Source organism: Ralstonia sp. A12, from assembly GCF_000801955.1.
Classification (GTDB): Bacteria; Pseudomonadota; Gammaproteobacteria; order Burkholderiales; family Burkholderiaceae; genus Ralstonia.
Genome location: NZ_JSZO01000034.1, coordinates 33,616 through 59,134, shown reverse-complemented (window position 1 = coordinate 59,134; position 25,519 = coordinate 33,616). Strand labels below are relative to the sequence as shown.

Annotated in this window: 21 protein-coding genes and 1 riboswitch; of the genes, 11 read left to right on the top strand and 10 right to left on the bottom strand. The window is 62.4% G+C overall.

Annotation, left to right across the window (positions count from 1 at the left end; all coding sequences use genetic code 11):
- The first annotated feature begins 6 nt into the window (after positions 1 to 6).
- Positions 7 to 1,650, top strand: a complete 1,644-nt coding sequence (locus PI87_RS25530) for a serine hydrolase domain-containing protein (RefSeq protein ID WP_039600540.1) — start codon at positions 7 to 9, stop codon at positions 1,648 to 1,650.
- Between the two features lie 20 nt (positions 1,651 to 1,670).
- Complete coding sequence (locus PI87_RS25525) at positions 1,671 to 3,347, top strand: serine hydrolase domain-containing protein (RefSeq protein ID WP_052321766.1); 1,677 nt, start codon at positions 1,671 to 1,673, stop codon at positions 3,345 to 3,347.
- Positions 3,348 to 3,402: 55 nt separating this feature from the next.
- On the opposite strand, the gene PI87_RS25520 is transcribed toward PI87_RS25525, so the two are convergent.
- Both PI87_RS25520 and PI87_RS25515 read right to left on the bottom strand, forming a co-directional pair.
- The gene (locus PI87_RS25520) at positions 3,403 to 5,034 is read right to left on the bottom strand and encodes a serine hydrolase domain-containing protein (protein WP_039600539.1); all 1,632 of its coding nucleotides are present in this window, start codon (positions 5,032 to 5,034) and stop codon (positions 3,403 to 3,405) included.
- A gap of 15 nt (positions 5,035 to 5,049) precedes the next feature.
- Entirely contained in the window at positions 5,050 to 7,341 is a 2,292-nt protein-coding gene (locus PI87_RS25515) for a TonB-dependent receptor (protein ID WP_442965524.1), read from the bottom strand.
- Positions 7,342 to 7,694: 353 nt separating this feature from the next.
- On the opposite strand from PI87_RS25515, the gene PI87_RS25510 reads away from it, so the two are divergent.
- From PI87_RS25510 to PI87_RS25495, 4 genes are all read left to right on the top strand, one after another.
- Complete coding sequence (locus PI87_RS25510) at positions 7,695 to 8,687, top strand: ATP-binding protein (RefSeq protein WP_039600538.1); 993 nt, start codon at positions 7,695 to 7,697, stop codon at positions 8,685 to 8,687.
- Positions 8,688 to 8,807: 120 nt separating this feature from the next.
- Positions 8,808 to 10,268, top strand: coding sequence for a M81 family metallopeptidase (locus PI87_RS25505; protein ID WP_039600537.1), 1,461 nt, complete (start codon positions 8,808 to 8,810; stop codon positions 10,266 to 10,268).
- A 90-nt stretch (positions 10,269 to 10,358) separates the two neighbouring features.
- Complete coding sequence (locus PI87_RS25500; RefSeq protein WP_039600536.1) at positions 10,359 to 11,630, top strand: FAD-dependent oxidoreductase; 1,272 nt, start codon at positions 10,359 to 10,361, stop codon at positions 11,628 to 11,630.
- A 31-nt stretch (positions 11,631 to 11,661) separates the two neighbouring features.
- Positions 11,662 to 12,048 carry a RidA family protein gene (locus PI87_RS25495; RefSeq protein WP_039600535.1) on the top strand — a complete coding sequence of 129 codons (387 nt, stop codon included), beginning with the start codon at positions 11,662 to 11,664 and terminating at the stop codon, positions 12,046 to 12,048.
- A gap of 323 nt (positions 12,049 to 12,371) precedes the next feature.
- Here PI87_RS25495 and PI87_RS25490 read toward each other — a convergent pair whose 3' ends face one another.
- Positions 12,372 to 14,102, bottom strand: coding sequence for a cation acetate symporter (locus PI87_RS25490; RefSeq protein ID WP_039600534.1), 1,731 nt, complete (start codon positions 14,100 to 14,102; stop codon positions 12,372 to 12,374).
- Positions 14,099 to 14,407, bottom strand: coding sequence for a DUF485 domain-containing protein (locus PI87_RS25485; protein ID WP_039600533.1), 309 nt, complete (start codon positions 14,405 to 14,407; stop codon positions 14,099 to 14,101). The genes PI87_RS25490 and PI87_RS25485 overlap by 4 nt, the downstream gene beginning before the upstream one ends.
- 304 nt (positions 14,408 to 14,711) lie before the next feature.
- Between PI87_RS25485 and PI87_RS29285 the strand changes: the two genes are divergently transcribed.
- Positions 14,712 to 14,852: a hypothetical protein gene (locus tag PI87_RS29285; RefSeq protein WP_157003243.1), complete on the top strand. Its 141-nt coding sequence runs from the start codon at positions 14,712 to 14,714 to the stop codon at positions 14,850 to 14,852.
- 303 nt (positions 14,853 to 15,155) lie between these two features.
- Here PI87_RS29285 and PI87_RS25480 read toward each other — a convergent pair whose 3' ends face one another.
- Together PI87_RS25480 and PI87_RS25475 are read right to left on the bottom strand one after the other, a co-directional pair.
- A complete protein-coding gene (locus PI87_RS25480; RefSeq protein ID WP_039600532.1) occupies positions 15,156 to 16,076 on the bottom strand; it encodes a recombination-associated protein RdgC in 921 nt (306 codons plus the stop codon).
- A gap of 250 nt (positions 16,077 to 16,326) precedes the next feature.
- Positions 16,327 to 17,259 carry an SDR family oxidoreductase gene (locus PI87_RS25475; protein ID WP_039600531.1) on the bottom strand — a complete coding sequence of 311 codons (933 nt, stop codon included), beginning with the start codon at positions 17,257 to 17,259 and terminating at the stop codon, positions 16,327 to 16,329.
- 208 nt (positions 17,260 to 17,467) lie between these two features.
- On the opposite strand from PI87_RS25475, the gene PI87_RS25470 reads away from it, so the two are divergent.
- Positions 17,468 to 18,379 (top strand): acetoacetate decarboxylase, encoded by a 912-nt coding sequence (locus PI87_RS25470; protein WP_039600568.1) that lies wholly within the window; start codon positions 17,468 to 17,470, stop codon positions 18,377 to 18,379.
- Between the two features lie 52 nt (positions 18,380 to 18,431).
- Positions 18,432 to 19,676: a saccharopine dehydrogenase family protein gene (locus PI87_RS25465; protein WP_039600530.1), complete on the top strand. Its 1,245-nt coding sequence runs from the start codon at positions 18,432 to 18,434 to the stop codon at positions 19,674 to 19,676.
- A 24-nt stretch (positions 19,677 to 19,700) separates the two neighbouring features.
- Here PI87_RS25465 and PI87_RS25460 read toward each other — a convergent pair whose 3' ends face one another.
- Positions 19,701 to 20,177 carry an OsmC family protein gene (locus PI87_RS25460; RefSeq protein WP_039600529.1) on the bottom strand — a complete coding sequence of 159 codons (477 nt, stop codon included), beginning with the start codon at positions 20,175 to 20,177 and terminating at the stop codon, positions 19,701 to 19,703.
- Positions 20,178 to 20,324: 147 nt separating this feature from the next.
- Here PI87_RS25460 and PI87_RS25455 point away from each other — a divergent pair, with 147 nt between their 5' ends.
- Entirely contained in the window at positions 20,325 to 20,966 is a 642-nt protein-coding gene (locus tag PI87_RS25455) for a GntR family transcriptional regulator (protein ID WP_039600567.1), read from the top strand.
- Between the two features lie 2 nt (positions 20,967 to 20,968).
- Here PI87_RS25455 and PI87_RS25450 read toward each other — a convergent pair whose 3' ends face one another.
- The 3 genes from PI87_RS25450 to PI87_RS25440 form a co-directional block, all read right to left on the bottom strand.
- Positions 20,969 to 22,279, bottom strand: coding sequence for a voltage-gated chloride channel family protein (locus PI87_RS25450; protein WP_052321764.1), 1,311 nt, complete (start codon positions 22,277 to 22,279; stop codon positions 20,969 to 20,971).
- A 76-nt stretch (positions 22,280 to 22,355) separates the two neighbouring features.
- A riboswitch (Fluoride riboswitch) is annotated at positions 22,356 to 22,429 on the bottom strand.
- Between the two features lie 63 nt (positions 22,430 to 22,492).
- On the bottom strand, positions 22,493 to 23,545 hold the full coding sequence (locus tag PI87_RS25445) for an AI-2E family transporter (protein ID WP_039600528.1): 1,053 nt from the start codon (positions 23,543 to 23,545) through the stop codon (positions 22,493 to 22,495).
- Between the two features lie 138 nt (positions 23,546 to 23,683).
- The gene (locus tag PI87_RS25440; protein ID WP_039600527.1) at positions 23,684 to 24,268 is read right to left on the bottom strand and encodes a TetR/AcrR family transcriptional regulator; all 585 of its coding nucleotides are present in this window, start codon (positions 24,266 to 24,268) and stop codon (positions 23,684 to 23,686) included.
- Between the two features lie 173 nt (positions 24,269 to 24,441).
- Here PI87_RS25440 and PI87_RS25435 point away from each other — a divergent pair, with 173 nt between their 5' ends.
- Positions 24,442 to 25,512, top strand: a complete 1,071-nt coding sequence (locus tag PI87_RS25435; protein WP_039600526.1) for an MBL fold metallo-hydrolase — start codon at positions 24,442 to 24,444, stop codon at positions 25,510 to 25,512.
- Positions 25,513 to 25,519: the final 7 nt, after the last annotated feature.

The window sequence follows — 25,519 nt, the reverse complement described above, 5'->3', positions numbered from 1 at the left end:
TCCCCCATGCAGCCAATGGATTCTTCACTCGCCGCAAGGCTCGACGCCCTCTTTGCACCGTATCAGCGTAGTGACGCACCGGGCCTCGTTGTCGGCATTGCATACGGTGGCGCGCTGCGCTATCGCCGTGGCTTTGGCATGGCCAGTTTGGAGCACAGCGTAGCCAATACGCCATGCACACGCATGCGTATCGGATCTGTCACCAAGCATTTCGCTTGCTTGGCCGCCATGCTGCTTGTGGAAGCCGGCAAGCTCGACATTGATGCTCCAGCGCGCCGCTACCTCCCTGAGTTGCCAGCGCGGGGCAACGATCCCACGCTTCGCCAGTTCATGAACCACTCTGGCGGAGAACGCTGCTTTCTCGACCTATGCATGCTCATACAGGGATTGAGCATGGCTCCCGCCGGCGCGGCACTGGCAATACAGGCGCGGCAGTCCGAGGGCAACTTCCCCGCAGGCCAGCGCGCCATGTACACCAACGGCGGCTATCAGATGCTGTCGATCGTGATTGAACGCATCAGTGGCATGTCGTTCGAAGCGTTCCTGGCGGAACGCATCTTTGGCCCGATGGGCATGATCGACACCATTGCGGCGCCCCACGACATGCTGCTTCTGCCTGGCATGGCGACACTGCATGTACAGGGCGCCACGGGCGGCTGGGAGCGTGGGCTACTGCCAGGCTGGCGATGCCTGGGTGAGGGCGCCATTGTCTCGACGGTGGATGACATGCTGCGCTGGATTGCCCACCTACGCGGCAAGAAGCGCATTGGTTGCGCTGCCACGTGGCGTGAAATGCTCACCCCTGTCCGCTTTAACAACGGGGAGATCGGCACCTACTCGCTCGGCCTCATGCAGACGACCTACCGCGGCGTCTCGATGCTGCACCACTCCGGTGGTTCGATCGGCGGCGCATGCCAGATGTTGACGGTCCCTGACCATGGCCTCGACATCGTAATCATGACGAACGGAGACACGATCAATCCGATCGCGTTGTCCAAGCGTGTTGTCGATATCGTTCTGGAGACGCATCTCTCGCCAGTGGAGAGCAGCCCGGCAACGTCCGTTGAATATCCCGCCTGGTTGGGAACGTTCCACTCACGCGAAACAGGTGCCTACTGCGAGATTGTTGACCGCGATGGCACGCTGCATCTCATTCACCACAACCTCCACATTCACCCGCTGCCGCTCAAGACAGTGCCCACCAGGCCAAGGACGTTGGCATTGGATGAAGGCCCGGAAGGCACACTCTGCCTGAAACTCCACGGCGACGGAGAGCATCTCGACATGACGCAGTGTGGGCAGGACCAGACGCTGGACCGTCTCGCCAATACAGCACCCCATACAGCCGATGCGGCCAACGGACTGGTCGGACGTTACGTCAGCTCGGATGCCGATGCGCTTGCCGTCATCAAGCTGAAAGGCAATGCGCTGGCAATGCATGTGCAAGGCAAACACGGCGCGGCGCACTACAGCCTGAGCCCAAAGTCGAACAACATGCTTGTCTTCACGCCGCATGACCCCAGCAGCATGGCTTACGGCGCCATGCGCCTCTCACGCGACGGCAGCGGCAACACCGTATGTTTCCGGTTGGACACCTGGCGCACGCGCAATTTGCTGTTCACTCGCGTTAACGACGACAAAACCACATGACAAGCACATCGAGAGAATGCGTGCACGAGGCGCTGTCGGCGCTGCTTCGCCCCTACGCATGCAGCGATGGTCCGGGCGTCGTGGTCGGCATCGCCCAGCACGGTAAGCGGCTCTACCGCCAGGCATTCGGGATGGCGAGTCTTGAGCATGCGCGCGCTCTGACGACCGCCACGCGCCTGCGCATCGGTTCCGTCAGCAAGCACTTCACATGCCTGGCGGTACTGCTGCTCTGCGAGGAGGGTCTTCTGGATGCGGACGCCGGAATCGGAACCTATCTTCCTGAACTCTCGCCCGCCGGCGGTGCCCCAACGCTGCGTCAGTTGATGTCGCATCGCGGTGGGCAACGGTGCGCGCTCGATCTCGCTTTGCTGACGCAAGGCCTGGCCATCCCACCGCGCGGCGCAACGCTCGCCGCGCAGACCCGGCAACGCGATGAGAACTTCCGCCCGGGCGAGCGCATGATGTATTCGAATGGCGGGTATCACGTGTTGTCGCTCGCCATTGAACGCGTCAGCGGCATGCCGTTTGCCGCGTTCCTGGATGCGCGGATCTTTGCCCCGATGGGCATGCACCAGACGGCTTCCATCGACAGCGACATGGCCGTTGTGCCGGGGATCGCCAGCTTTCACGCGCCCGATGGCAAAGGCGGGCACCAGCGCGGCATCTTTCCATCAAGAGAGATCCTGGGTGAAGGCGGCATCGTTTCGACGGTCGATGACATGCTGCGATGGACTGCGCACCTGCATGGTGAAGAAAAGATCATCGGCACCGATGCCACGTGGGCGCAGATGCTGGAGATGCCCGTGTTCTCCAGCGGACAGCGCAGCAACTACGCCCTGGGCCTCAAGCAAACCAACTATCGCGGTGTTGAACTCACACATCATTCGGGCGGCGTGATTGGAGGCACCAGCCACATGCTGTTTTCCGCCGAACACGGGCTTGACGTGGTGGTCCTCAGCAACGGCGCGCTCAGCGCCCCAATCGATCTTGCCCATCGCATCGTCGACGTCGTCCTCGCCGATGTATTGAGCGGTGACGGGCCTCCGGTACCGGCGCGTGCGTCGGCGCATGTGGCACGACTTGGCTTCTATCGCTCATTGGATAGCGACGCGGTGTATGCATTGGAGGATCGCGACGGTGCATTGGCGCTGGGTGGTTGGCTCTGCGCGGGGAAGCCCCTGCCGCTTTATCCCATTGAAGGGAGCCCCACCAATGACGTCGCCATCGAAGCCGGCTCTGACGGTGCGTTTTCCGTGCACTGGGGAACACACAACGTGCCCGATGACCTCGATCATCTTCGGATCGCCCATTGCGGCCATGCCGAGACATTCGAACGTATCGCTGAATCGCCGCTGATGACGCCCCAGATCGCCGCTGCGGTGTGCGGCATCTACGAGAGTCACGATGCCAACGCCCGCGCCATCATCGAACCCGATCCGGCCGACCATCATGCGTTGATGCTCCGTATGCAGGGCTCAGCTGGCGGTTGTGATTACCGGCTGACGCCCATCGTAGACAACGTCTTTGGTATGGCCCCCATTGCTCCCCTGGGATTCATCGACGGCATCGTTACGCTATCGCACGATCCAGCCCGGCAAGAGACAACCAGTTTCCGCATTGATACCCAACGAAGCCGGCGTGTCGCATTCACGCGGTCAGTTGGCAGCTCGCCCCGATACCCCGATCCCTGCCTCTGAGAGAAGCCGGCCAACATCGAAAAACGGAGCGGCATCGCTGCCGCTCCGCCCGCTCTTATATTTCTCGCGAGAAGGCGAGGCCGCGTGTGCGCGAGGTATCCAGCCAGAAGCGGGAAACCCGCCCATTGACACGATCGACGGTCAGCACACCGGTGGAGAAACCTTGTGCATCTGCCGGCTCGAACAGGAAGACATCTTCGCTCACGGGCACAAGCCGGTAGTTGACGCCACCCATCGTGCCTTCAAGCCGCATCGACACAGCGCCGTTCGAAAGGGTCAGTCCGGCATGCCCTGCTGCATCACCGCTGAAGTAGGCACCCTCCATGCCCGCGAAGGCGTCGGAAATGGGCGGCGCCTCATCTGGCAGCCTGTCCAGCAGCGATGCATGGCCGCAGTCGATGAATTCGATCGTCGTCATGCGACCGACCGACGTTGTGCCGGGCCGGATCATCAACGTTCCACCACTACCGTCCTCAACGCGCAAACCTTCCGGGGTCTCGATCAGCGGCAGCGCCGGGTGTTTCTGGTTGTGGATCACGGCAGCAAGGTGCCCATCCCGATCGACAATCTCGCAGTACGTGCGATCGGCGCGTGAGAAGTATCGGCCCAGCAGCGATTCATGACCGTTGGTGGCCAGTGGCGCGGCTTGCGGTGCACCGAGTACCTCGTCACCCAGGACAACGTCGACAATTTGCGTCGCCAGCGCAACCGGGTCCACAGGGGCGCCATTGGTGAGCACCACCACGTCGAGCCCGTGCGCCACCACGGTCAACATCTGGCATGAGCCACCGAACACGCCACCGGCATGGTGCAGCAGTTCAACATTGCGATGCGGGGTACGCATGAGCCCAAGCGCATACACCCCCTCGGCGCCGCTGGAGTAATGCGGTTTGGTCAGCATCTGCCGCCACGCTTCTTGCGTGCCGAGCTTGTCTGGCATTCGCAAATGCGCCGTCCAGCGCAGCATGTCGTCGATGGTTGACACGATGCCACCTTCGCCCCGCACTTCCCACGACGGAAACAGGCCGCGAATGAAGCCGCCCTTACCATCCGGTACGTGTTGGGTGGCCATGCGAGGCCGAATCTGCATATCGTCGGCGACGGCCTCGGTATCGACCATTCCCATCACACGGAAGATGCGTTCCGACAGGAAGGTCTCGAACGGCATACCGCTGACGCGCTCAATGGCGAGCGACAAGAGGTGGTAGCCACCGTTGCAGTAGATCATCCGCTCTCCGGGGCGGAAATTGACGTCGCGCTGGCGGATCTCCGCCGCCAACGACGCGCCCCGAGGCATGGTCACCACGCCCTGCGTCAACACCCACAGGTCCAGGTAACAGCGGTAGCCGCCAGTGTGTGTCATCAACTGGCGTAGCGTGGGATCACCAGCGAGGACCGGCAGCTCCGGGATATACGTGCGGATACCCGCATCGACGTCCAGTTTGCCCTCCTCTGCCAGGAGCAACGCGGCGAGACACGTGAAGTGCTTGCTCGTCGAGCCGATCCGCATGCGTGTTGCGGGTGTGTTGATGGTGCCGTGCTCAATGCTGGCCAGCCCGAAGCCACGCCGGTAAAGCGCAGTCCCTCGCAATGCGACGCCGACCACGAGGCCCGGCGCGTCCGCCTTGTTGTACGGCTCCAGCAACGCGTCGAGTTGCTTCCTGATATCCAATCGATCGTGTGTCATGCCAAGTGATGTGCGTTAGAAGGGAACCGTCAGCGTTGCGCCGATCGTGCGCGGCTGTGCCACGCTGACCAGCGCGGGGCCACCCATCGGAACCAGGGACGTACCTGCCGCAAGCAAGGCACGACGGTCGAACAGGTTGCGTACGTAAAAAGCGAGGCTGAACTTCTTGAAGTCGAGCCCCGCCTGCAGATCCGTCATCGCATAGCCCGGCAAGGGGTAGTCCGGGCGCCCTGTATTGCTTCCAAAGCCGGCATGGCGACTGCCGACAAACCGCTGGCTGACACCTGCGTAGGCGGGGTAGCCATTCACCGCGAAGAGGTAGTTGGCCGATAGCGTGGCGGCAACCCGGGCCGAGTTCGGAAGCGGATCGCCCGCATTGGTGCCGGTGCTGGCATTGCCCGTGGTCAGTTTTGCGTCGATGAGCGAGACGCTGAGCCCGAGGTTCCAGTGGCGATTCGGACGGAACGCGCTGGAAAGCTCCAAGCCTCGAATCCGCGCATCACCGGCGTTGAGCACCTGGTTGACGCCATTGACCGCGCCGAACTGCTGGATGTTCTTCCACTGGATGTCGTACACCGTCATCGCAACCGACATGCGCTTGTCCAGAAGGTCGGCCTTGTAGCCGGCCTCGTAGGTCCACAGCGTGTCAGGGCGGAACGTGGGATTGCCGGCCGAAGGCAGCCCCGTAACCGGGTCGACCAGAAGCGCATTGGGCCCACCGGGGCGATACCCACTGGCCGCGCGCACGTAGACATTGCTGTCTTTCGTCAGCGCATAGCTCGCCGTGAGCATGTACGTCTTGCTCGTATCGGAAGAGGGGGCGGAAATGGTCTGCGTCGGTCCGGCAAGCACGCCAAACGTGGTCTGCTGGTACTCCTGCGTGTTGTGTGCAACACGCAGGCCACCGGTCAACGTCAGGCGCGGGGTCAGGTGATAAGTGAGATCCCCATAGGCCGCGTACTCGCTGTAGGTGCTTGGGGCTTCAAGCGCAGTCAAGTTGGGGCCGACGGTTCCGTCGGGCAGGGTCGTGATGATCCCCTGGCTCGCTTGGCTGCGCTCACGCGTGTAGAACACACCGGCAAGCCATTCCAGCGTCCGGTTGCCCGGCGAGGTCAGACGAAACTCCTGCGTGAACTTGTTCGTCGTCGCCACGTTTTTTGCGGCAGCAGAGCTCACGTTGAACCCCAGGCCGTTGAGCAGCGGAACGTACACCACCGACAAGTCCTGCGGTGCATCCGATCGCATCGACTGGTATGACGTGATCGAATTCGCGCGCGCCCAGCCGAACTCGTACTCAATCCCGGCGGAATAGAGTTGGACGTTCTGATGAAAGGGCTCTGCCGCAAAAAGCCGCGTTGTCAGATCGCCGTCTACAGGTTGCCCATTCTTGCCATAGGCAACGTAGTTCGGTGCATTGCGGTTGATGTTCTGCGTCAAGGCGGTCAGACGCAGCGTCAACTGATTCGTGGGCGTGAGCAGGAACGATGCGCGCGCGCCATAGGTGTCGCCGCGGTCAATACGTGAACCCGCCTGCGGCCCCACCGCATCGACATAACCCGCATCGTGCTGACTGAACATCGAGATCCGTGCTGCTGCAACGTCCGTCTTCAACGGAAGGTTCAACACAGCGTTGGCCGAGTTGTTCACGCCACCGTGCTTTGTGACGGAAAGGCCCGCAGAAGCCTGGCCCGAGAATTCGCTGGAATCCGGCTCATTGGTCACGTACTTGAGCAGACCACCCATCGCGCCCGCGCCGTACAGCGTTCCTTGGGGGCCACGCAGAATCTCGATGTGATTGAGGTCAAGCAGGCTCATGTCCAGCGCGAACGTCGCGCCCTGGGAGAACACGGTGCTTCCGCCAAATGCCACGTCATCAACATACACACCGACGGTCGGCCCGGTCTGCTCACCCGTCGTGACGCCGCGCATACTGATTTGCCCAGAGCCGCTTCCACCCGCCGTGTTCAGATCCACGCCGGGTTCCGAAGATAGGAAGTCGGACATCGTCTTCGCGCCACCCTTCTGTAGCTCTTCAGCCGAGACCACGTTGATCTGCATCGGGACTTCCCGTGCGGGCTCCCGGCGGCGCGTTGCGGTCACCACGACCGTGTTGAGCGTGGCGCCTTCCTTACCCTGCGACACAGAAGTCTCGGCTGCCTGCGCAGGCTTCTCAGCCGTGCTCGGTGCGTTTGCAGGCTTCCCTCCCGATGTCGTATCTGCCGCGGCATCGGGCGCCGCAACCTGCACCATGTCTTGTGAAGGTTGCACCGCTTGTGCGTGCACATAGAGGGAAGCCAAGCCAAGCACGGGTCCGGCAAACCACGTCATGTATCGCCCACGCTGGCGAAATTGCGACGCGGTTGCCTCCGCTCTACGTGTCCTTCGATTATTCATTTTCACTGTCGTCTCCTCCGAGTTTTCCGCTTTCTGATAGCGGTGTTCAAAGCACTGCTCCACTTCGCAACTCATCGGCAACGGTAAGTGCATGGCATTTCTGTTTCGTGTGTACTTTGTATCGCGCTTGAAACACGCGAAGGCGCGACGTCGTCTTCAGCATTCAATGTTTCAACATTGAAATGGAATACAAACAAAGTCGATACAGTCGAGCGCGATAATCCCACTACGTTTACCCGTATTCGACATACCCCCATAGGACGCATATGCCCAAGCCATCATTTGATTCCGCGTTCTATCGTTTGCTGTTCGTGATGCTGACGATGGTGCTGATGACGCAGGTCGGCGCCAGCCTCGCCGTGTGGCGGCTCTACAGCGACGCAGCGTTCAAGCCGCCTCCGGGCATGAGCGTTCCGCTACAGGTGTTTCTGGCCGTGATCATCCAGTTGGTACCACTATTGATCTCGGCCTGGATCGGCGCGCGCATGCTCGCGGCACCCTTTCGTTCGCTGGCCCATGGGGCTGCCGAATTGGCGAACAACATTGACGCACCGCCCATCCGGGAAGCCGGTCCGATCGAAGCGCGACAGGCGGCCCGGGTGTTCAACTCGATGCAAGCCGCAATACGGCGCCAGCTGAGTGAGCGGAATCGATTCCTTGCAGCCGTCTCGCATGATTTGCGCACCCCGTTGACGCGCATGCGGTTACGCCTTCGCACGCTTGAAGACCGGGAGTTGAATGACCGACTCCAAAGTGACATCGACGAGATGACGCAGTTGCTGGACGCCACGTTGTCGTTCTTGCGAAACGCTGAAGTCGTTGAAGCCTCCAGCCCGGTCGATATCAACGCGCTGGTGGATGCGATTGCGGAGGATGCCGCTGAACGCGGGCAGCGCGTCACCGTCAGCGGTGAGATACGGGCGGTCACCGCACAGCCGCTTGGTTTGAAGCGATGCCTGACGAATCTGGTGACCAACGCCATCCGATACGGTGACGAAGCGCATATCCGCCTGACCGATGGACCATCGTTCGTATGCATTGATGTGGCCGACCGTGGCCCGGGCATTCCCGAGGCACAGTTGGCACGCGTGCTCGAACCGTTCTACCGGCTCGAAAGTTCACGCAACAAGGACACCGGCGGCACGGGCCTTGGATTGGCAATCGCGTGCGACATCGTCAAGCGACATAACGGATCACTTGAGCTACACAACGATCCGGCGGGCGGTTTAGTGGCGACGGTGAAACTGCCGCGACGGTAGCCTGACATATTGCATGCGGCTGCACTCCCGTGTCGAACGCGATACAGAGTGCTCACAAACCAGAAACAGCGCGCGCCTACAGTGAGGTTCCGATCTCCACGCCTTCCCGTAGGACTCACGATGAAGATATTCACCGCGCAGCTTTCGACCGAAACGAATACGTTCGCGCCCTGCCCCACCGGCTGGGGCGGCTTTGAGGAATCGGGCATCTTCCACGGCGACGCGAGCCTGCTGGCCCCGCAGGGCATGGGGTTCGCACTTGCGGAAGCGCGACGCCTTGCAGAGCGCGATGGGCATGAGATCGTCGAGGGCATCTGTGCGGAAGCGCAACCCTCCGGCCCCACGATTCGCGCGGTCTATGAATCGTTGCGAGACGAGATCCTCGACAAGATCGAAACAGCACAGCCGCTGGACGGCGTGCTTCTGCTGCTGCACGGCGCGATGGTGGCCGAGGGATACGATGACTGCGAAGGCGATCTGCTGTCCCGGGTGCGCGCCATTGTCGGCCCCGAAGTGCCGATTGCCGCCACGCTCGATCCGCACTGCCACTTCACGGAGCGCATGCGACGCTCAGCAGACATCCTGATCGCTTACAAGGAATATCCGCACACCGACTCCATCGATCGTTTGCGCGAAGCCTATCAACTGCTGCTCGACACTGCGGCAGGCAAGATCCGCCCCACGACAGGTGTGTACGACTGCCGCATGGTTGGGGCGTGGCACACCACGAGTGAACCCATGGCTGGGTTCGTCCGGCGCATGAAATCGCTTGAAGGACACGACGGCGTGTTGTCTGTGTCATTCGGGCATGGGTTCCCGTGGGGCGATGTTCCGGAAGCCGGCGCAAAGTTCTGGGTGGTGACCGACAACAACCTCACCGCTGCTACGGCGCTGGCCACGCAGCTTGGCCACGAATTCTGGGCCTTGCGCGAAGCCACACGTCCTGCATGGCTCGACGTCGATACCGGGCTGGACCGTGCCCTGGAGGTCGGCAGCGGCCCCGTCGTGATTGGCGATGTTGCGGACAATCCGGGAGGCGGGGCGCCGGGAGACAACACGATCATCCTGCGTCGGATCATCGAGCGACGGATTGCAAACGTCGCCATCGGATGCTTCTGGGATCTCGGTGCAATCCAGATCTGTCACGACGCCGGCGTGGGCGCAACCTTCGACCTGCGCCTGGGTGGCAAATGCGGCGTGGCCTCAGCAGACCCGTTGGATCTGCGCGTTACGGTGCGTGCGCTGTCCGACCAACATACGCAAAGCATTTCGGGGATGGCCATTCCGTTTGGGCGAGCGGTTTGGCTTGAGGCCGACCATGGTGTCGATATCGTTCTGGCCTCCGTACGCAACCAGGTGGTGGGCATCGACGCATTCACGGGCCTGGGGATCGATTTTGCAAGCAAGCGGCTGGTTGTCGTCAAGTCAACCCAGCACTTCCAAGCGGAGTTCGCCCCGCGCGCCAAGGCGATCTTCCATATCGCGGTGCCGGGCGCTGTTACGCCGAGCTTTGCAGACCTGAACTATCAGCGTCGCGATCTCAACTATTGGCCCCGCGTGTCGAACCCCTTCGCGTCATAAGTCCGCATCCGCGCAAGAACGTCTGCGGCCATCAAACGGCCGCGCCTCCCAGTGCGTCGAATACGTCAAATACGTCGGGCAGTCAGATCCATGAACATTGTCGTCGTGGGTGCCGGAATCTCGGGCACCGTCACCGCGTTGACCCTGGCACGCGATGGTCATCACGTGCAGCTCGTCGAGCGCGCAGATGCCGCTGCGACAGGTGCCAGTTTCGCCAACGCAGGCCTGATTTCACCAGGACACAGTTTCAGTTGGGCAGAGCCTGGAATCACCCGTGTAGCACTGCGCTCCCTATTGCGCTCCAACGATGGCCTGGGCATCTGCGCCCCGTGGAAGCCTGCGCTCCTGCGATGGGCGTGGCTGTTCGCGCGCGAAGGGTCGCTGGAGCGGTGGCTGGACAACTCCCGGGCCGCGCTGGCACTCGCTGCGTACTCGCGCGACTTGCAGTTTGGCGATCCGCTGGTACCGCCGCAAGCGTATGGCGGTCGGCAGGCCGGCATTCTGTATCTGTACGGGAACGAGGCGCAACCCGGCCAGCACGATGCAGAACTGCTCGCTGCGGCCGGTGAACCGTTTGAGACGGTCGACACCACACGGTTGGTGGACATTGAGCCCATGCTGCGCACTGCGTCGGCGCAGTTTGCAAACGCCATCTACTGCCCAATGGACGGCACGGGCGATGCTGCGCGCTACGCACATACCGCGTTGGCAGAGGCAGCGCGCCTTGGTGCGGTGGTGCGGTTTTCCGAGACGGTACGCACGTTGAAAACGCGCGGCGATCGCATCGTCGGTGTCGAAACGGAACGTGGTTGCCTGCAGGCGGACGCCGTGGTGATCGCAACAGGTCTGGCATCGCGCCAACTGCTGGCGCCCCTGGGGTACGACCTGCCCATCTACCCCGTCACGGGTTACTCGATCTCATACACAGGTGTCCACGATGCGTCACCTCGCGTGGGCGCCGTCTCGATCCCCCACAAGATCGCATGGGCATCGTTTGCACCCGAGGCCGTTCGGTTCACGGGTTTCGCCGACATCGGAAAACCCAGTGCACAACGCATCGCCATGCGTATGGCAGCCCTGGAAGGCTTTGCCGCGAACATCTGCGCGCGTCTGAGCCGCGTACAACCCAGCCGGTGGGTCGGCTATCGCCCCATGACGCCCGACAACCTGCCGTTCCTTGGCGCCACCCGCCACGCCAACCTTTGGCTGAACTGCGGGCACGGCGCGATGGGCTGGACGATGGCTTGCGGCTCGGCGCGCACCGTGGCCGACCTCATCAGCAACCGACAACCTGTGTTGGATCCATCGCCCTATCGCTGGGATCGCTATCGGCTTCTTGGCCGGCGCCAACAACACGCTTGACCTTCCTCTCACCTTAACGCAATCCACTTCGATGACGACCTCTCCTGCTTACTTGCCTGCATCCCCTGGCCTGCCTTTCTCAAGGGCAGTACGTGCTGGCGGCTTCTTGTGGCTGTCCGGGCAAATTCCCTTGGATGCCGATCACAAGCCGCATGGCGGCACGATCGAAGAACAGACACACGCTGTCCTGCAAAGCATTTCCGCCACGCTTGAAGGCCTGGGAAGCTCTCTGCACCGCGTAGTCAAAACCACAGTCTGGTTGAGCGATCTCGCGAACTTTGCGGCGTTTAACCAGATTTACATGCGCTACTTTCAAGAAGGTGCCCTCCCCGCACGGAGTCTGGTAGCGGCCAAGCTGGTGTTTGGCGTCGCCGTAGAAATTGAGGTGCTGGCCATCGATGACAGCGTGAGTCCGTAGCAAGTCAATTCAGCATTACCGTGCGCAAGCAGCGCGCAGCGAAAAATACCCCTGCATTTCAGCGTTGACACCATCGAGACGCTATCTGAATGCGGGTCGTTCTCGGCCACAAGCTGGAGCACGGCCCCATTCCCCTCAGGCTCCGCTCGAACAGAGGCCTACCGGGGTCATTGCAAGCGCCCTTGGCACGATTGGCGAGACGGTCTTGCTGGTCGGGATGCATCTTGAAGCGGACGAAAGCGGCACTGACTGGCCGCTCCCGCGCTTTGGATTGCGGGCGACGCAACAGGTCGCCCGCTTCCGGTTGGTATAGCTGAAGCCGCTCAGTGGCCCGAAGCGCCAGCTGCGCCAAGCCCGGTTTCCGAACGCACCTGCTGCGCGTCGAACGACGACTTCTCAGCCTTGGCACGCGCGCTGGTGTCGAGCACCGAGAACAGCCACACGCCCACGAAGCCGATCGTCATCGAGAACAGCGCCGGCGACGTGTACGGGAACCATGCCGAGCCCTTCGGATAGCCGAGCGTGGCCTCCCACACCGACGGCGACACGATCGTCAGGCCCACCGACGAAACCAGCCCCAGGAACCCGCCGATGACCGCGCCACGCGTGGTGCAGCCCTTCCACAGCATCGAGAGGAACAACACCGGGAAGTTGGCCGAGGCCGCCACCGCAAACGCCAGCGACACCATGAACGCGATGTTCTGCTTTTCGAAGGCGATGCCCAGCGCCACGGCAACCACACCCAGCACCAGCGTCGTGATACGCGACACCTTCAGTTCGTCGGCGCTGTTGGCCTTGCCGTGCTTGAAGACCGTAGCGTACAGATCGTGCGACACCGCCGAGGCGCCGGACAGCGTGAGCCCTGCCACCACCGCCAGAATCGTGGCAAACGCCACCGCCGAGATGAAGCCGTAGAACACGTCACCGCCCACCGTCTTGGCGACCAGCACGGCCGCCATGTTGGCCGTGCCCGCACCGCCCTTGATCACGCCCTTGGCAACGTCGGACAGCTCCGGATTGGTCAGCACCAGCGTGATCGCACCAAAGCCGATGATGAAGATCAGGATGTAGAAGTAGCCGATCCAGGTGGTCGCCCACAGCACTGACTTGCGCGCTTCCTTGGCATCCGGCACCGTGAAGAAGCGCATCAGGATGTGCGGCAGCCCGGCGGTGCCGAACATCAGCGCCATGCCGAACGAGATGGCCGAGATCGGGTCCTTGATGAAGCCGCCCGGTGCCATGACAGACAAGCCGATCTTGGCAGCGTCATCAGGCGCTTTGCCGGCGTTCGTCGCAATGGCGGTCTTCACCTCCACTGCCTTGGCGAACAGCGCTTCCGGGCTGAAGCCGTACTGCGCCAGCACCATGATCGCCATGAACGTCACGCCGGCCAGCAGCATGCACGCCTTGATGATCTGCACCCACGTCGTTGCGGTCATGCCGCCAAACAGCACGTAGACCATCATCAGTGCGCCGACGATGACCACCGCCACCCAGTAGTCCAACCCGAACAGCAGCTTGATGAGCTGCCCCGCGCCCACCATCTGCGCGATCAGGTAGAAGGCCACCACCACCAGCGTGCCGATGGCGGCAAAGCTGCGGATCGGGCCTTGCTCAAAGCGGTAGCCGGCCACATCGGCAAAGGTGAACTTGCCGAGGTTGCGCAGCCGCTCGGCCATCAGGAACGTGATGATCGGCCAGCCGACCAGAAAGCCGATCGAGTAGATCAGACCGTCGTAGCCCGAGGTCATCACCGCAGCGGAAATGCCCAGGAAAGACGCCGCCGACATGTAGTCGCCCGAGATGGCCAGGCCGTTCTGAAAGCCGGTGATGCCGCCGCCCGCCGTATAGAAATCCGCCGCCGAGCGCGTGCGCTTGGCCGCCCACTTGGTGATCCATAGCGTGCCGGCCACGAACAGCGCAAACAGCACGATGGCCGTGGTATTGGTTTCCTGCTTGGCGGTCTCGCCGACATCGCCACCCGCGGCGATGGCCACACCGCAGGCGCCGGCGGCCAGCAGGGCCACCAGCATCATGGAAAGCGTCTTCTTCATTGCTTGACGTCCTGCAGGATGTCCTGCGTCAGTTGATCGTATTCGTGGTTTGCACGGCGCACGTAGATGCCAGTGATGACAACGGTGAAGAGGATCACCGCCATGCCGACCGGGATGCCGACACTCGTCACGCCCGTGCTGACAGGCTTGGCGAGGAACGGCTTGTCGAATGCGATCAGTGCGACGTAGCCGTAGTACACGACCAGCATCAGCACCGTCAGAAAGAGGCCGAGCGCATTGCGCCGGCTCTTGAGCTGCGCATATTTCGGATGCGCCGCAATTTTTGCTACCAAACCATCCTGCATCGCTGTCTCCTGATTCTTTCTTGATTGAGCGCGGCGATTCTGGATAGCGAAACTGACTCGACTCTTACTCGCCCCCTCGGCAGCGACGTGGCAGGCACTATGGTTTTCCCTAGCGTTGCCGAATCGATCGTTGCTTTGGCATCCGTGACTGCGCATTGGGTTGGGGTTAGTCAGTACGCAATTTCTCGACAGCCCGCAATAAGCAGATATCTGCGCATCACGCCGCTCACTAACATCCATCGAGCCAATGCCCGCCCCACTCGCGGGTCACATCAGAGAGCCATATGAAGTGGCACGAGCGCTCATGGAACAAAGCCCCCACGCCGATCACCCGCTAGAGGGCTTGGCGGTGATCGATGCCAGTGATCCGGCAAAGCCTTCACCGGTCAAGGTCGTCTCAAGCCCCACGGGGCGCAACAGTTGGGAAGGCCTGGAAGTCGGCTAGGCCTTCGGCGTCATGGTGGCATTTGCAACGTCGCGCACGAACCCCGTTTTCCCGAGCCTGTTCGGTGCCGACAATCCGAGCATCAATGCCATCGCCACAGACGCGTTGGACGTCTCTGACCTCTCGCAAGACTGCCTATATTTCGACGATCCAAGGTTCTTCAGCGCCCGCATCGCAAGCCACGCTCGCTGCCGTCGATCTCTCTGCTCCTTCGTCACCGAAGGTCATTGCGACCTGGAATTGGAGCGACGATCCGGCAAACACGGGCGCCGAGGCCTGGCAAGCGCCGACCGCCACCAAAGTTCAGGCTGCGGCGTGATGCACCGCGTCGTGCTGATCACCACCCAGGATGTCGACCAGATCGGTCAACATCCGCCCCAGCTCACCCGCCATCAGCGTGACGTCCGACTCGAAGCGCTCGTCGTCGTTCTTCGCGGTGGGGTCTTCGGCTTCCTTGATCACGTCCAGCGGCGTGACGCGTTTGATCGTCAGTTGCGGCGTCAGCACGAAGGAGACCCGGTCATCCCAGGTCATTGCAAGACGCATGCATTGTTTGCCGGCTTCAATGTGCCGACGCATGTCGTCTGCTTCCAGCGCGTGACCAACGTAGCGCACCGTGGCGCCACCCTCACCGCTCGATCGCAGTTCGGCGTCCTGGTCGACGGTAAATCCGCCCGGTGCCTCGCCAGACAGCAGCCACTCCGTCATCGCGGCAACCGGCGAGAGCGCCACGCGAACGCTGGTGATCGGCAGTTGATCGATCGATTTCACAAGCAGGCCGCGAACGTCGTCGGCAAGCGCCTGTGAAGCTGCGTCGATGACGAGCCAGCCGTTGACCGTATCGATCCACACACGGGTATCGCGACGTATGCTGAACGCGCGCGGCAGCAGTTCGTCGGTCACCTGTTCCTTGAGTTCGCGCAGTTGCTTCCGGCCGACCTTGAAGCCCTGCTGCTCTTCGATTTCAAGCGCTCGGGCTTTGGTCACCTGGTTGATGACCGATGCCGGCAGCAGTTTCTTTTCTGCACGGAACACCAGCAGCATCTGCCGGTTGGTCGAATACACGAGCGCGCCGTCATCGCGTGGCGATGCCCATCCGGAGGTCTGCTTCTCTACACTGTTGCCCGCTTGAAACGCGTGGGGCGCCAGCCACTTCTCAAGCTGGTCGGGAGTCACGGCCCAGGGTGCCGGAAGACGATGAAGCTGAAGATTCTTGAACCACATGAGAGTACCGGGCAAAGTGCGCGATTTTAAATGACTGCGACGTTGCCGGGTCCATTGCCGATCGATCAAGCGGAACTGTGCAAGGTGAGGTCGAGAGAAAACCGCCCGGGCAGCCGCTGATGCGCATCCCAGCAACCCGCGCAGTTCCTGGCCCTCGTAGCCTCACCCGAGCGCAGCCAAATCCTCAAGGATTCGAGATCGACGCAATAAACACGCTCACTGCGGGAACCATCGTGGACGACGTGGCCGCTTAACTGCTCGCCCACTCCCGCCGGATCAACTCCAGCCCTTCCCGATAAGTCGTCACCTTGAACTCGGGAAAGCGGCGCTTGAACTTGGTGGAATCAAACAGGTTGTCTTGCTCGTACCGCGGCAGCAGCTCGCGGATCTCGCGCACGGGCTTGGAGAAAAGCCCGGCGGCAGTCATGGCCCATTTGCCGATGACGGTGTAGGACGCATCCCGGCCAAACACCTGGCTGGCCATGGCGACGAACTGCTTGTACGTCAGCCGGTCGTCGTCGCACGGCAGATGCCAGGTCTGGCCGAACGCATCGGGCGCGTTGCCCAGCGCTGCCAACGCGCGGCATGCGTCGGGTGTCCAGATGAGCGTGCGCCGTGTGTCGTCGCGCACGGGCACGCGGGGCTTCCTGCCGGCCTCAAGGCTTTCGATGACCAGTGCGTTCGTGAAGCTCTGCGTCTTCCCCGGACCGTAGAACTCGGGGGCCCGGCCGATCAGCACGGGAATCTCGCCGCGCGCCATTTCCTCCAGCACCATGGACGCCATCGCCGCACGCACCTTGCCCTTGCGCCCCACCGGCGCGAAGGGCGTTGCCTCGGTCTGCAGCCGGGCGTCCTGCGGATACATGTAGGTGTTGTCGAAATAGGCGAACCTGGCGCCCGCAGCCCGACTCGCGTCCAGCGCGTTTCTCAGCATCACGGGAAACTGCGTTTCCCACAGTTGCGTATCCGGCGGCAGGCCAGCAGTGAAATACACGACGCTGCTTCCCTGGACCGCTTCGGCCGTCTGCTTTGCATCGAGCAGGTTGGCCGACACTAGGTTGTCGGTGTCGTTCACCTTGCGCGGCGTGCGACTGACAAGCCGCACATCGCCCGTGTAGTTGCGATGCAGCTCCCGCGCCAATTCCATGGCGATCTGGCCATTCGCTCCCAATATCGTCTGCATTCCGTCCACCTTTGAGAGGTTGTCTCTCGTGTCTGTGAGCAGGAGACTAACTTTTAAGTTAACTTTAAGGTCAATCTCATCTTGAGCCCGGCCTCGAACTGCTTGACCTTCAAGTTAAGTTCAATCTTAGAGTTTCTTCTGCCGGCTGCGAGTTGGCGCGCCTTGGGCGTGCCTCGCGGGTCAACCCACAGATGACAGGTCGATGAACATGGATACACGGTTTACACAGGTCGAGTTCGGGCCGCACAAGGTCGAAGTGCTGGCGGGCGGCTACTACGACCGCTACCGGATGAACCCGAACCTGGATGAAGTGGCACAGGACCCCGCTGCAGGAAACATCGACTTCTTCCGCCGGATTCCCAAGCGCCTGGCGGCGTCGCGCGTCGGCCCCACTTGGGCACCCAACTTCTACTACCGTTCCAGCAGCATTCAACTGCTGTTTCTGGCGCCGCTCTCCCGGCTGAGGGCGACGCTGCCTGAGCCGCTCGAGCCGCTGCGGGCATTCCCGGGCTACGGGCTCGTCGCGCTGACCTTCTTCTCCTATGCGGTGTGCGATAACGACCCGTACGATGAGGTGTCCGTTGCGGTGGTGATCCGCCGGCCCGGCGCGCGCGGGTCGCATGCGCTGGAACTGCTCGATGCCATGCGGCGCCGCGGCTTCGTCGCACATGTGCTGGCGCTGCCCGTCACCACGGAAATTGCCCGCGTGCGCGGCGTGCATGGCTATCAGTTGCCGAAGTGGCGCGCCGACATCAACATGAACATTGGAGAGACGGTGAAGGCCAGCATCGCCGCGCCCGGCGGCAAGCCCGATCTGACCTTGCACGCGCCGCTTCCTGCCTTGCGCAACGTCCTGCCCCAGTCCCGCATGGGGACGGCGACCATGATCAACAAGGTCGACGGTGAATGGCATCAAAGCTCGGTACAGAGCAACACGCTATCGTTCGCACAGTGCCTGTTTCCGCGAGGCGTCAGGCTGGTACGCAATGGCGGCCCGCTGAGCCAGTTGCTTGATGGGCTGGGAGCGTCCACCATGCTTCGCCTGGACGTCGTGAAAGACGCCCAGCTGGTTCTGAATCTGCCAACGCCGCTGAAGGCGTTCGATCAATCCGCGATATGAGGGAGAAGGCCTTCATGCAGGCGCTCTCATTCGCCCCTGGAAGGAAGACTCCATGACCGCCCCGGACTATGACCTCGTCGTGTTTGGCGCCACCAGCTTTGTTGGCCAGATTCTGACCCGCTACCTGGCCGAACACTTCTCGGGCGGTGCCGAAACCCTGCGCTGGGCCATTGCGGGCCGGTCCGAAGCCAAGCTCAATGACCTCAAGCGCTCGCTGGGCACGGCGGGAGCCACCCTGCCCATCATCGTGGCGGACGCGGCCAACGAAACCCAGTTGCGCGCACTGTGCGCACGGACCCGCGTGGTGGTGTCCACCGTTGGCCCCTACGCGCTGTATGGCGAGCCACTCGTCAAGGTCTGCGCGGAGAGCGGCACAGACTACTGCGACCTCACCGGCGAGACCCAGTGGATCAAACGCATGGTCGAAAAGTACGAGTCGACCGCACAGCAATCAGGCGCACGCATCGTGCATTGCTGCGGCTTCGACTCAGTGCCGTCGGACATGGGCGTCTATTTCCTGCAACAGCAAGCGATGCAGCAATGGGGCACGCCCGCCACCCACGTGAAGATGCGCGTCAAGACACTCAAAGGCGGCGCGTCAGGCGGCACCGTGGCCAGCCTCATCAACGTGGTGCAGGAGGCAGCAGCAAACCCTGCGTTGCGCAAGGAACTGGCCAACCCCTACGCCCTTTGCCCCACGGGCCACGGCTTCACGGCGCGCCAGCATTCTGCGAGAGGCGCGGTGTTCGATACCGATTTCGACGCATGGATCGCGCCCTTTGTCATGGCGGCCATCAACGAGCGCGTGGTGCATCGCTCCAACGCCCTGTCCGGTAACGCCTATGGCAACCAGTTCACCTATGACGAAGCCGTGATCACCGGGGCCGGCTTCAACGGCCGCTTGAAAGCGGTAACCATGGTGGCGGGCCTGGGCGCGTTCATGGTGGGCATTGTCATCAAGCCCACCCGCCTTCTGATGGAGCGTTTCCTGCTGCCCAAACCCGGCGAAGGCCCCAGCCCCGCAGCGCAGTTGGCCGGCCGCTACGACCTCCGCTTCTTCGCCCGCACCGACGACGGGAAGACCTTGCGCGTGAAAGTCACCGGAGACCGCGATCCGGGCTACGGCTCCACCGGCAAGATGCTGGGCCAGGCAGCCGCCAGCCTCGCGCTGGACCACGTCAAGGACGGCGCCAAGACGGGGCGTGCTGGCGGCTTCTGGACGCCGGCCACGATGTTCGACGAACGCTTCATCGAACGCCTGACCCACCATGCGGGCCTACGCTTCGAGCGGCTCTGACCTCGTGCAGGAAAGCTCGACCCCTCACGCGCCTGCGGACTCGATGGTCGGTTCACAACGCACCGGGAAATTGACCGAGTTCGCCACGTAGCATTGCTCGTGGGCCTTGTGATGCAACGCGGCGGCCAATGCTTGATCATCGCCCGCACGAATCACAACCCGCGGACGCAAGACAGCTTCAGTGAATCGCCCACCTTCAGGGCGATCGACCATCGTGCCTTCGGCATGGTCGACATAGTCGAGAACACGGATGCCGGCATCAGCACACACATGCAGATACCAGAGCTTGTGGCAGGCCGACACGGAAGCCAGTAGCAAGTCTTCCGGACTCCAGCGCGCTGCGTCCCCAAGAAACGCCGCATCAGACGAACCGGAGATCTCCGGCTTGGTGCCGGCACGAATTACATGATCGCGGCCGTACATGCGGTATCCCGATGTGCCGGTGCCCTTGTTGCCGATCCACTGCACGGAAACGCGGTAGTTGTGCTCGCCGTATGCCATGGTGCTCCCTATCGATATCGAAACGTTGAACGGTAGCGGTGGACCAGCCGCGCTGGACCTCACCCGCCGCACTGACCTGCGGGTCGCATTCTGGCACGAGATCTTCATTTTGGTATACCATTATTCCAAATGAACGAATGCTAGATGATGGAAACCAAATTCGATTCCACGGCAGACTCGGTGGCTGCATCGTTGCGGGAGATGATCGTCAACGGTGAACTGACCGGCGGCGAGCGGCTGGTCGAGCGGGATCTGGCTGACCGCTTCGGCGTGAGCCGCATTCCCATGCGCGAAGCCCTTCAGCAACTGGAGCGTGAAGGGTTATTGGAGATTTTCAGAAACCGCGGCGCTGTCGTGCGCATGCTGACGGCGGCAGACGTGAAAGAGATCTACGACCTGCGGGCCCTGCTCGAAGGGGATGCGATCTACCAGAGCGTGAAGCAGCTCGATGACGAGACGCTGGCACGCGCCGAGCTGGTCCACCGACTGCTTGGCGACGCAAGCTCAACGGCGCGACAAGGCGAGCTCAACCGTGAATTCCATGCACTGCTGTATTCGTGCTGCGGCAATGAACGCCAGCTCAGGGCGATCGCAGAGCTGCGTGGCCAGGTTGAACGCTATGAGCGGCTGCAGGACACCTTGCTCGCGGACACCCCCTCATTCCAGGGCGAGCACGAGAACATCCTCCAGGCATGCCGCGAACGCAACGCACGCGGCGCACGCTCCATGACGGTCGCGCATCTCAACTCGGCCAGGGCCATCGTGATGCGGCTCGTCGAGAGCGATTGATATCAGGGCTGCGAGCGCTCGGCGGATTCCGCAGATGTCTGCCCGGTCACCTGCGGATCAGGCAAACGCAGCCTCTCCTGTTCGGATGGGCGCTTCGCATGGCCGATGCGCTGTGCGTGATAGATGCCTGCGTGGCCCGAGAAGAGGTAGCTCACCACACACGCAATGCCGGCGAAGGTGCCGACTTCTGGACCGAACAGCTCCATCGCCATCAGGGTCGATGCAATTGGCGTGTTGGCAGCACCCGCAAACACCGCAACGAACCCTAGACCTGCCAGCAGCGGGAACGGCAATGGCAGCACATAGCCGAGTGCATTGCCCAGCGTGGCGCCGATATAGAACAGCGGCGTCACCTCACCACCCTTGAAACCTGAGGCCAGTGTCACGATGGTAAAGGCCGCCTTGCCGGCAAAGTCGTAGGCCGGCAGCGGGTTGTGGAACGCGTCGACGATGACAGGAATGCCCAGCCCGAGGTACTTGTCAGTCCCCAGCGCCATGGCACCGGCCACCACCACGCAGCCGCCCAGCACCGGGCGCAGCGGACCAAACGGAATGCGGTGCTTCAGCAGGCGCCCGAGCTTGTGCGTCAGCGCTGCAAACGTCTTGCCCGCCAGGCCGAAGACGATACCGGCCAGCACCACCATGCCGATCACCACCGGTGTGAGATGCGGCACAAACGGAATCGCGTACGGCGTGTGATGCACGCCCAGCAGGGGCGGCACCAAGTCACCAACGATGGCTGCGATAAAGCACGGCAGGATCGCGTCATAGCGCAGGCGCCCAATGGCCAGCACTTCCAGACCAAACACGGCGCCGGCCAGCGGCGTGCCGAACACCGATGCAAAACCGGCACTGATGCCGGCCATCAGCAAGATGCGGCGGTCGCCCGGGTCCAGCTTGAAGAGCCGTGTCAGATAGTCGGCAAAGCTGCCGCCCATCTGAACGGCAGTCCCCTCACGCCCAGCCGAGCCTCCAAAGAGGTGCGTGACAACGGTACCGAGCAGGATCAGCGGCGCCATGCGCTTTGGCACCACGCGCTTCGGGTCGTGAATCTCGTCAATGAGGAGGTTGTTGCCACCCTCCACGGAACGGCCCATGTAGTGATACAGCAGGCCGACGACAAGGCCGGCCACCGGCAGCAACCAGAGCAGCCACGGGTGCGCGGTGCGCGTGTCGGTCGCCCAGTCCAGCGCCAGCAGCAGCACCGCAGAGCCCAGCCCCGCAAGCATGCCGACGAGCGCCCCCAAAGAGAGCCAGCGCAGCAGATACGCCAGCATCAGCAGCGGCTCGGAGCGTGTGATCGTTTTCTTCATGATGACCAGATTCGTAGAACGCAAACCTGGACGACAGGATGTCGTATGAACGTGTGCCTACAACTTCCTTGTCCAGGAACTTGTAGGCATCATCAGCTGGCCATTGGTAGCGCCGGCGGTTAAGGGAGGAATGCCATCTCCACAAGATGGCGAATTGTGCCTGAAATTGGCGCGGCCGTGAGCGTGATGCAAATCACGGCGCCGCCTGCTACGTCATTCCGCCTGTCCGGCGCGCGCAAAGATGTCCCAGCTCGCCATGAACAGCGCGGCAACGAGCGGCCCGATCACGAAGCCGGTGATGCCGAACAGCGCCATCCCGCCGAGCGTTGAGATCAGCACCACCCAGTCAGGCATCTTCGTGTCCTTGCCGACGAGGATCGGGCGCAGCAGGTTGTCAACGAGCCCGATCACGCCAACGCAGAACACCACGAGGATCGCGCATTTCCCCAACTCGCCCGTCGCCAGGAAGTACAGCGCGGCCGGCACCCAGACAATGCTCGCGCCAATCGCGGGCAGCAGCGACAGAAAAGCCATCAGCGCGCCCCACAGCACCACACCCTCGATGCCCACGACCCAGAAGATGAAGCCGCCAAGCGCGCCCTGCACCAGCGCCACCGCAATGTTGCCCTTCACGGTTGCGCGCACGACGGTGGTGAACTTTGCCAACAGCAGGTTCTTGTGTTCTTCGTCGAGCGGCAGCGCGCGGCGCACGCGACGGCCGATCTCGCCGCCATCGCGCAGCAGGAAGAACACCATGTACAGCATCACACCAAAACTGACGACGAACTGGAAGGTGTTCTGGCCGATGGTGAGCGCCTGGGTTGCCGCAAACTGGCTGATCTGCGCGGCACCGTCGCTGAGCTTGCGCTGGATGCCCGGCAGATTGGCCAAGCCATACTTGGCCAGCAGTTGCTGGATCGACGCCGGCAACGCGTGCATGACCTCCTGGAAGTACTGCGAGTAGTTGGGCTGCGCGTTCTTGATTTCCTGGTAGACGTAGGCCACTTCCTGCACGAGCGTGATTGCCACGAACAACAGCGGCAGGATCACGATCAGGATGATCAGGGTGAGCGTGACGAGCGCGGCCAGGTTGCGCCGCTTGTTGAACCGGGCGACCAGCCAGCGCTGCACCGGCTGGAACAGAATCGCCAGGATGACACCCCAGAACACCGCCCCATAGAACGGCGAGAGTATCCAGCAGAGCCCGATGGTGACGGCGAACAGCAGGAGGTAGAAAAAATACTGGCGGTCGTGTCCGCTATCCATGGTGCGTCTTCGCGTGAAGGTGAAGTCTGAAGACCCCGGACAAAACCAGAGCCAAGTGAGTTGAACCGGAGTATGCCCGCGCCGGTGCCGTTGTCATAGCGATTGCGGGTGCTGCCGCCAGCGCACGCAAAGGTGCAGCTACTGGGGCCCCGATGGGCTGCGCAGCCCCGAGACCATCAACGCGACCAGGCGTTTCGCACCGGCTTCCCAGTCGGTGTCGACCCCGAACGTGGCCACGCCCGCAATCGCGCACAGCAGTTCAAGCGGCTCGATCGGATGATGGATCTCGCCCGCCTCTTTTGCACGCTGTATCAGCAAGGTCAGTGCCTCGACGATCGCGTCGGCGGACAAGTTGCATGCGTCGCTCTCACCGCCGGCCATGCAGTTGAGTACGTCGGCGTGAATCTGCTTGTTGGCCAGATAGCCGATGAACAGGAGCAGCCAGGCCTGAATGGCCTCCAATGGCGCGCGTTCGGCGGACAACTGCAGCGCGGCCTCCACCAGCCGGTTGCCTTCATCCCGGTAGATCTCGTCGATCAGCGCCTCGCGCGTCGGGAAGTGCCGGTACAGCGTGCCGATCCCCAAGCCCGCTTCGCGCGCAATGTCTTCCAGGCTGGCAGAAACGCCCTTCTCTGCAAACGCAACCTTGGCCACGTCCAGCAGACGTTGGCGGTTGCGTTCGGCATCGGCTCTGGGTTTTCGGTTTGTGATCTTCTCGGCCACTGAATCGTGTCTCGCTTGACAAACGGAGGAAGCCTCCGCATATTAAACGGAGGCCGCCTCATGTTATGTCCTCCCACTTGGCGGCGCAAGACAGGATTGCTGCGGAGGACGCGTCAGCCTGGGCCTGAAGCCCATGCCTGATCCGCTTGCCCCTTGCTGTCGGAGTTCTCCCCATGTCTGTGCCCCCAGCCGCTTCGCCTTCGCCTGTTACCGCCCCCCAACCATCGGCAGTGCCCGGCGCGAAGGACACATTCCACAACGCGGTCAGCCGCCCCAAGAGCGGTTTCTGGGCAGGACTGCGCTTGCTGTGGGCCTTCTTCAACAAGCCGGCGGGTACCGTGCCGGAGCAGCCGGTGCCAATCCATGCGTTGACGCGTGAAGCACTGCTTGCGGCGCCCGATCGCTCGCTGTTCCGCCTTGGCCACTCCACGGTGCTGCTCAAGCTGCGCGGTGTCTTCTGGCTGACCGATCCCGTGTTTGCGGAGCGCGCCTCACCGGTGCAGTGGCTCGGCCCCAAGCGCTTCCACGCGCCGCCCATCGCGCTGGCAGACCTGCCGGACATCGAGGCGGTCATCCTCTCGCACGACCATTACGACCATCTGGATCGCGCGACCGTCCGCACGCTCGCGCCCAAGGTGAAGCACTTCCTCACGCCCCTGGGCGTGGGCGATCGGCTCATCGCGTGGGGCATCGACGCCAGCAAGGTGCGACAGCTCAACTGGTGGGAGTCGACCACGGTGGGCGGCCTGCAATTCACCGCCACACCCGCACAACACTTTTCGGGTCGCACACCGTTTGATGGCAACCGCACGCTGTGGGCGTCGTGGGTGATGATCGACGATGACCTGCGCGTCTTCTTCAGCGGCGACACCGGCTACTTCCCGGGCTTCAAGACCATCGGCGAGCGCTTCGGGCCGTTTGATCTGACCCTGATGGAAACCGGCGCCTACGACCCTCGCTGGGCCTACGTGCACATGCTGCCGGAGCAGACCGTGCAGGCGCACCTGGATTTGCGCGGGCGCAAGCTCGTGCCGATCCACAACGGTACGTTCGACCTGGCGTTTCATGCCTGGCAGGAACCGTTTGAGCGCATCGCCGCTGCGGCGCGTGCCCGCGCGGTGGAAGTGCTGACGCCGACCATTGGTGCGCGACTCGACATGGTGCAGCCAGGTCCTACGCCGGCCTGGTGGCGCGCCCGGCCTGAAGCGTCGCCATTGGCCGCAGCGCCGTCTGCGGCCACCTGAGCTACGC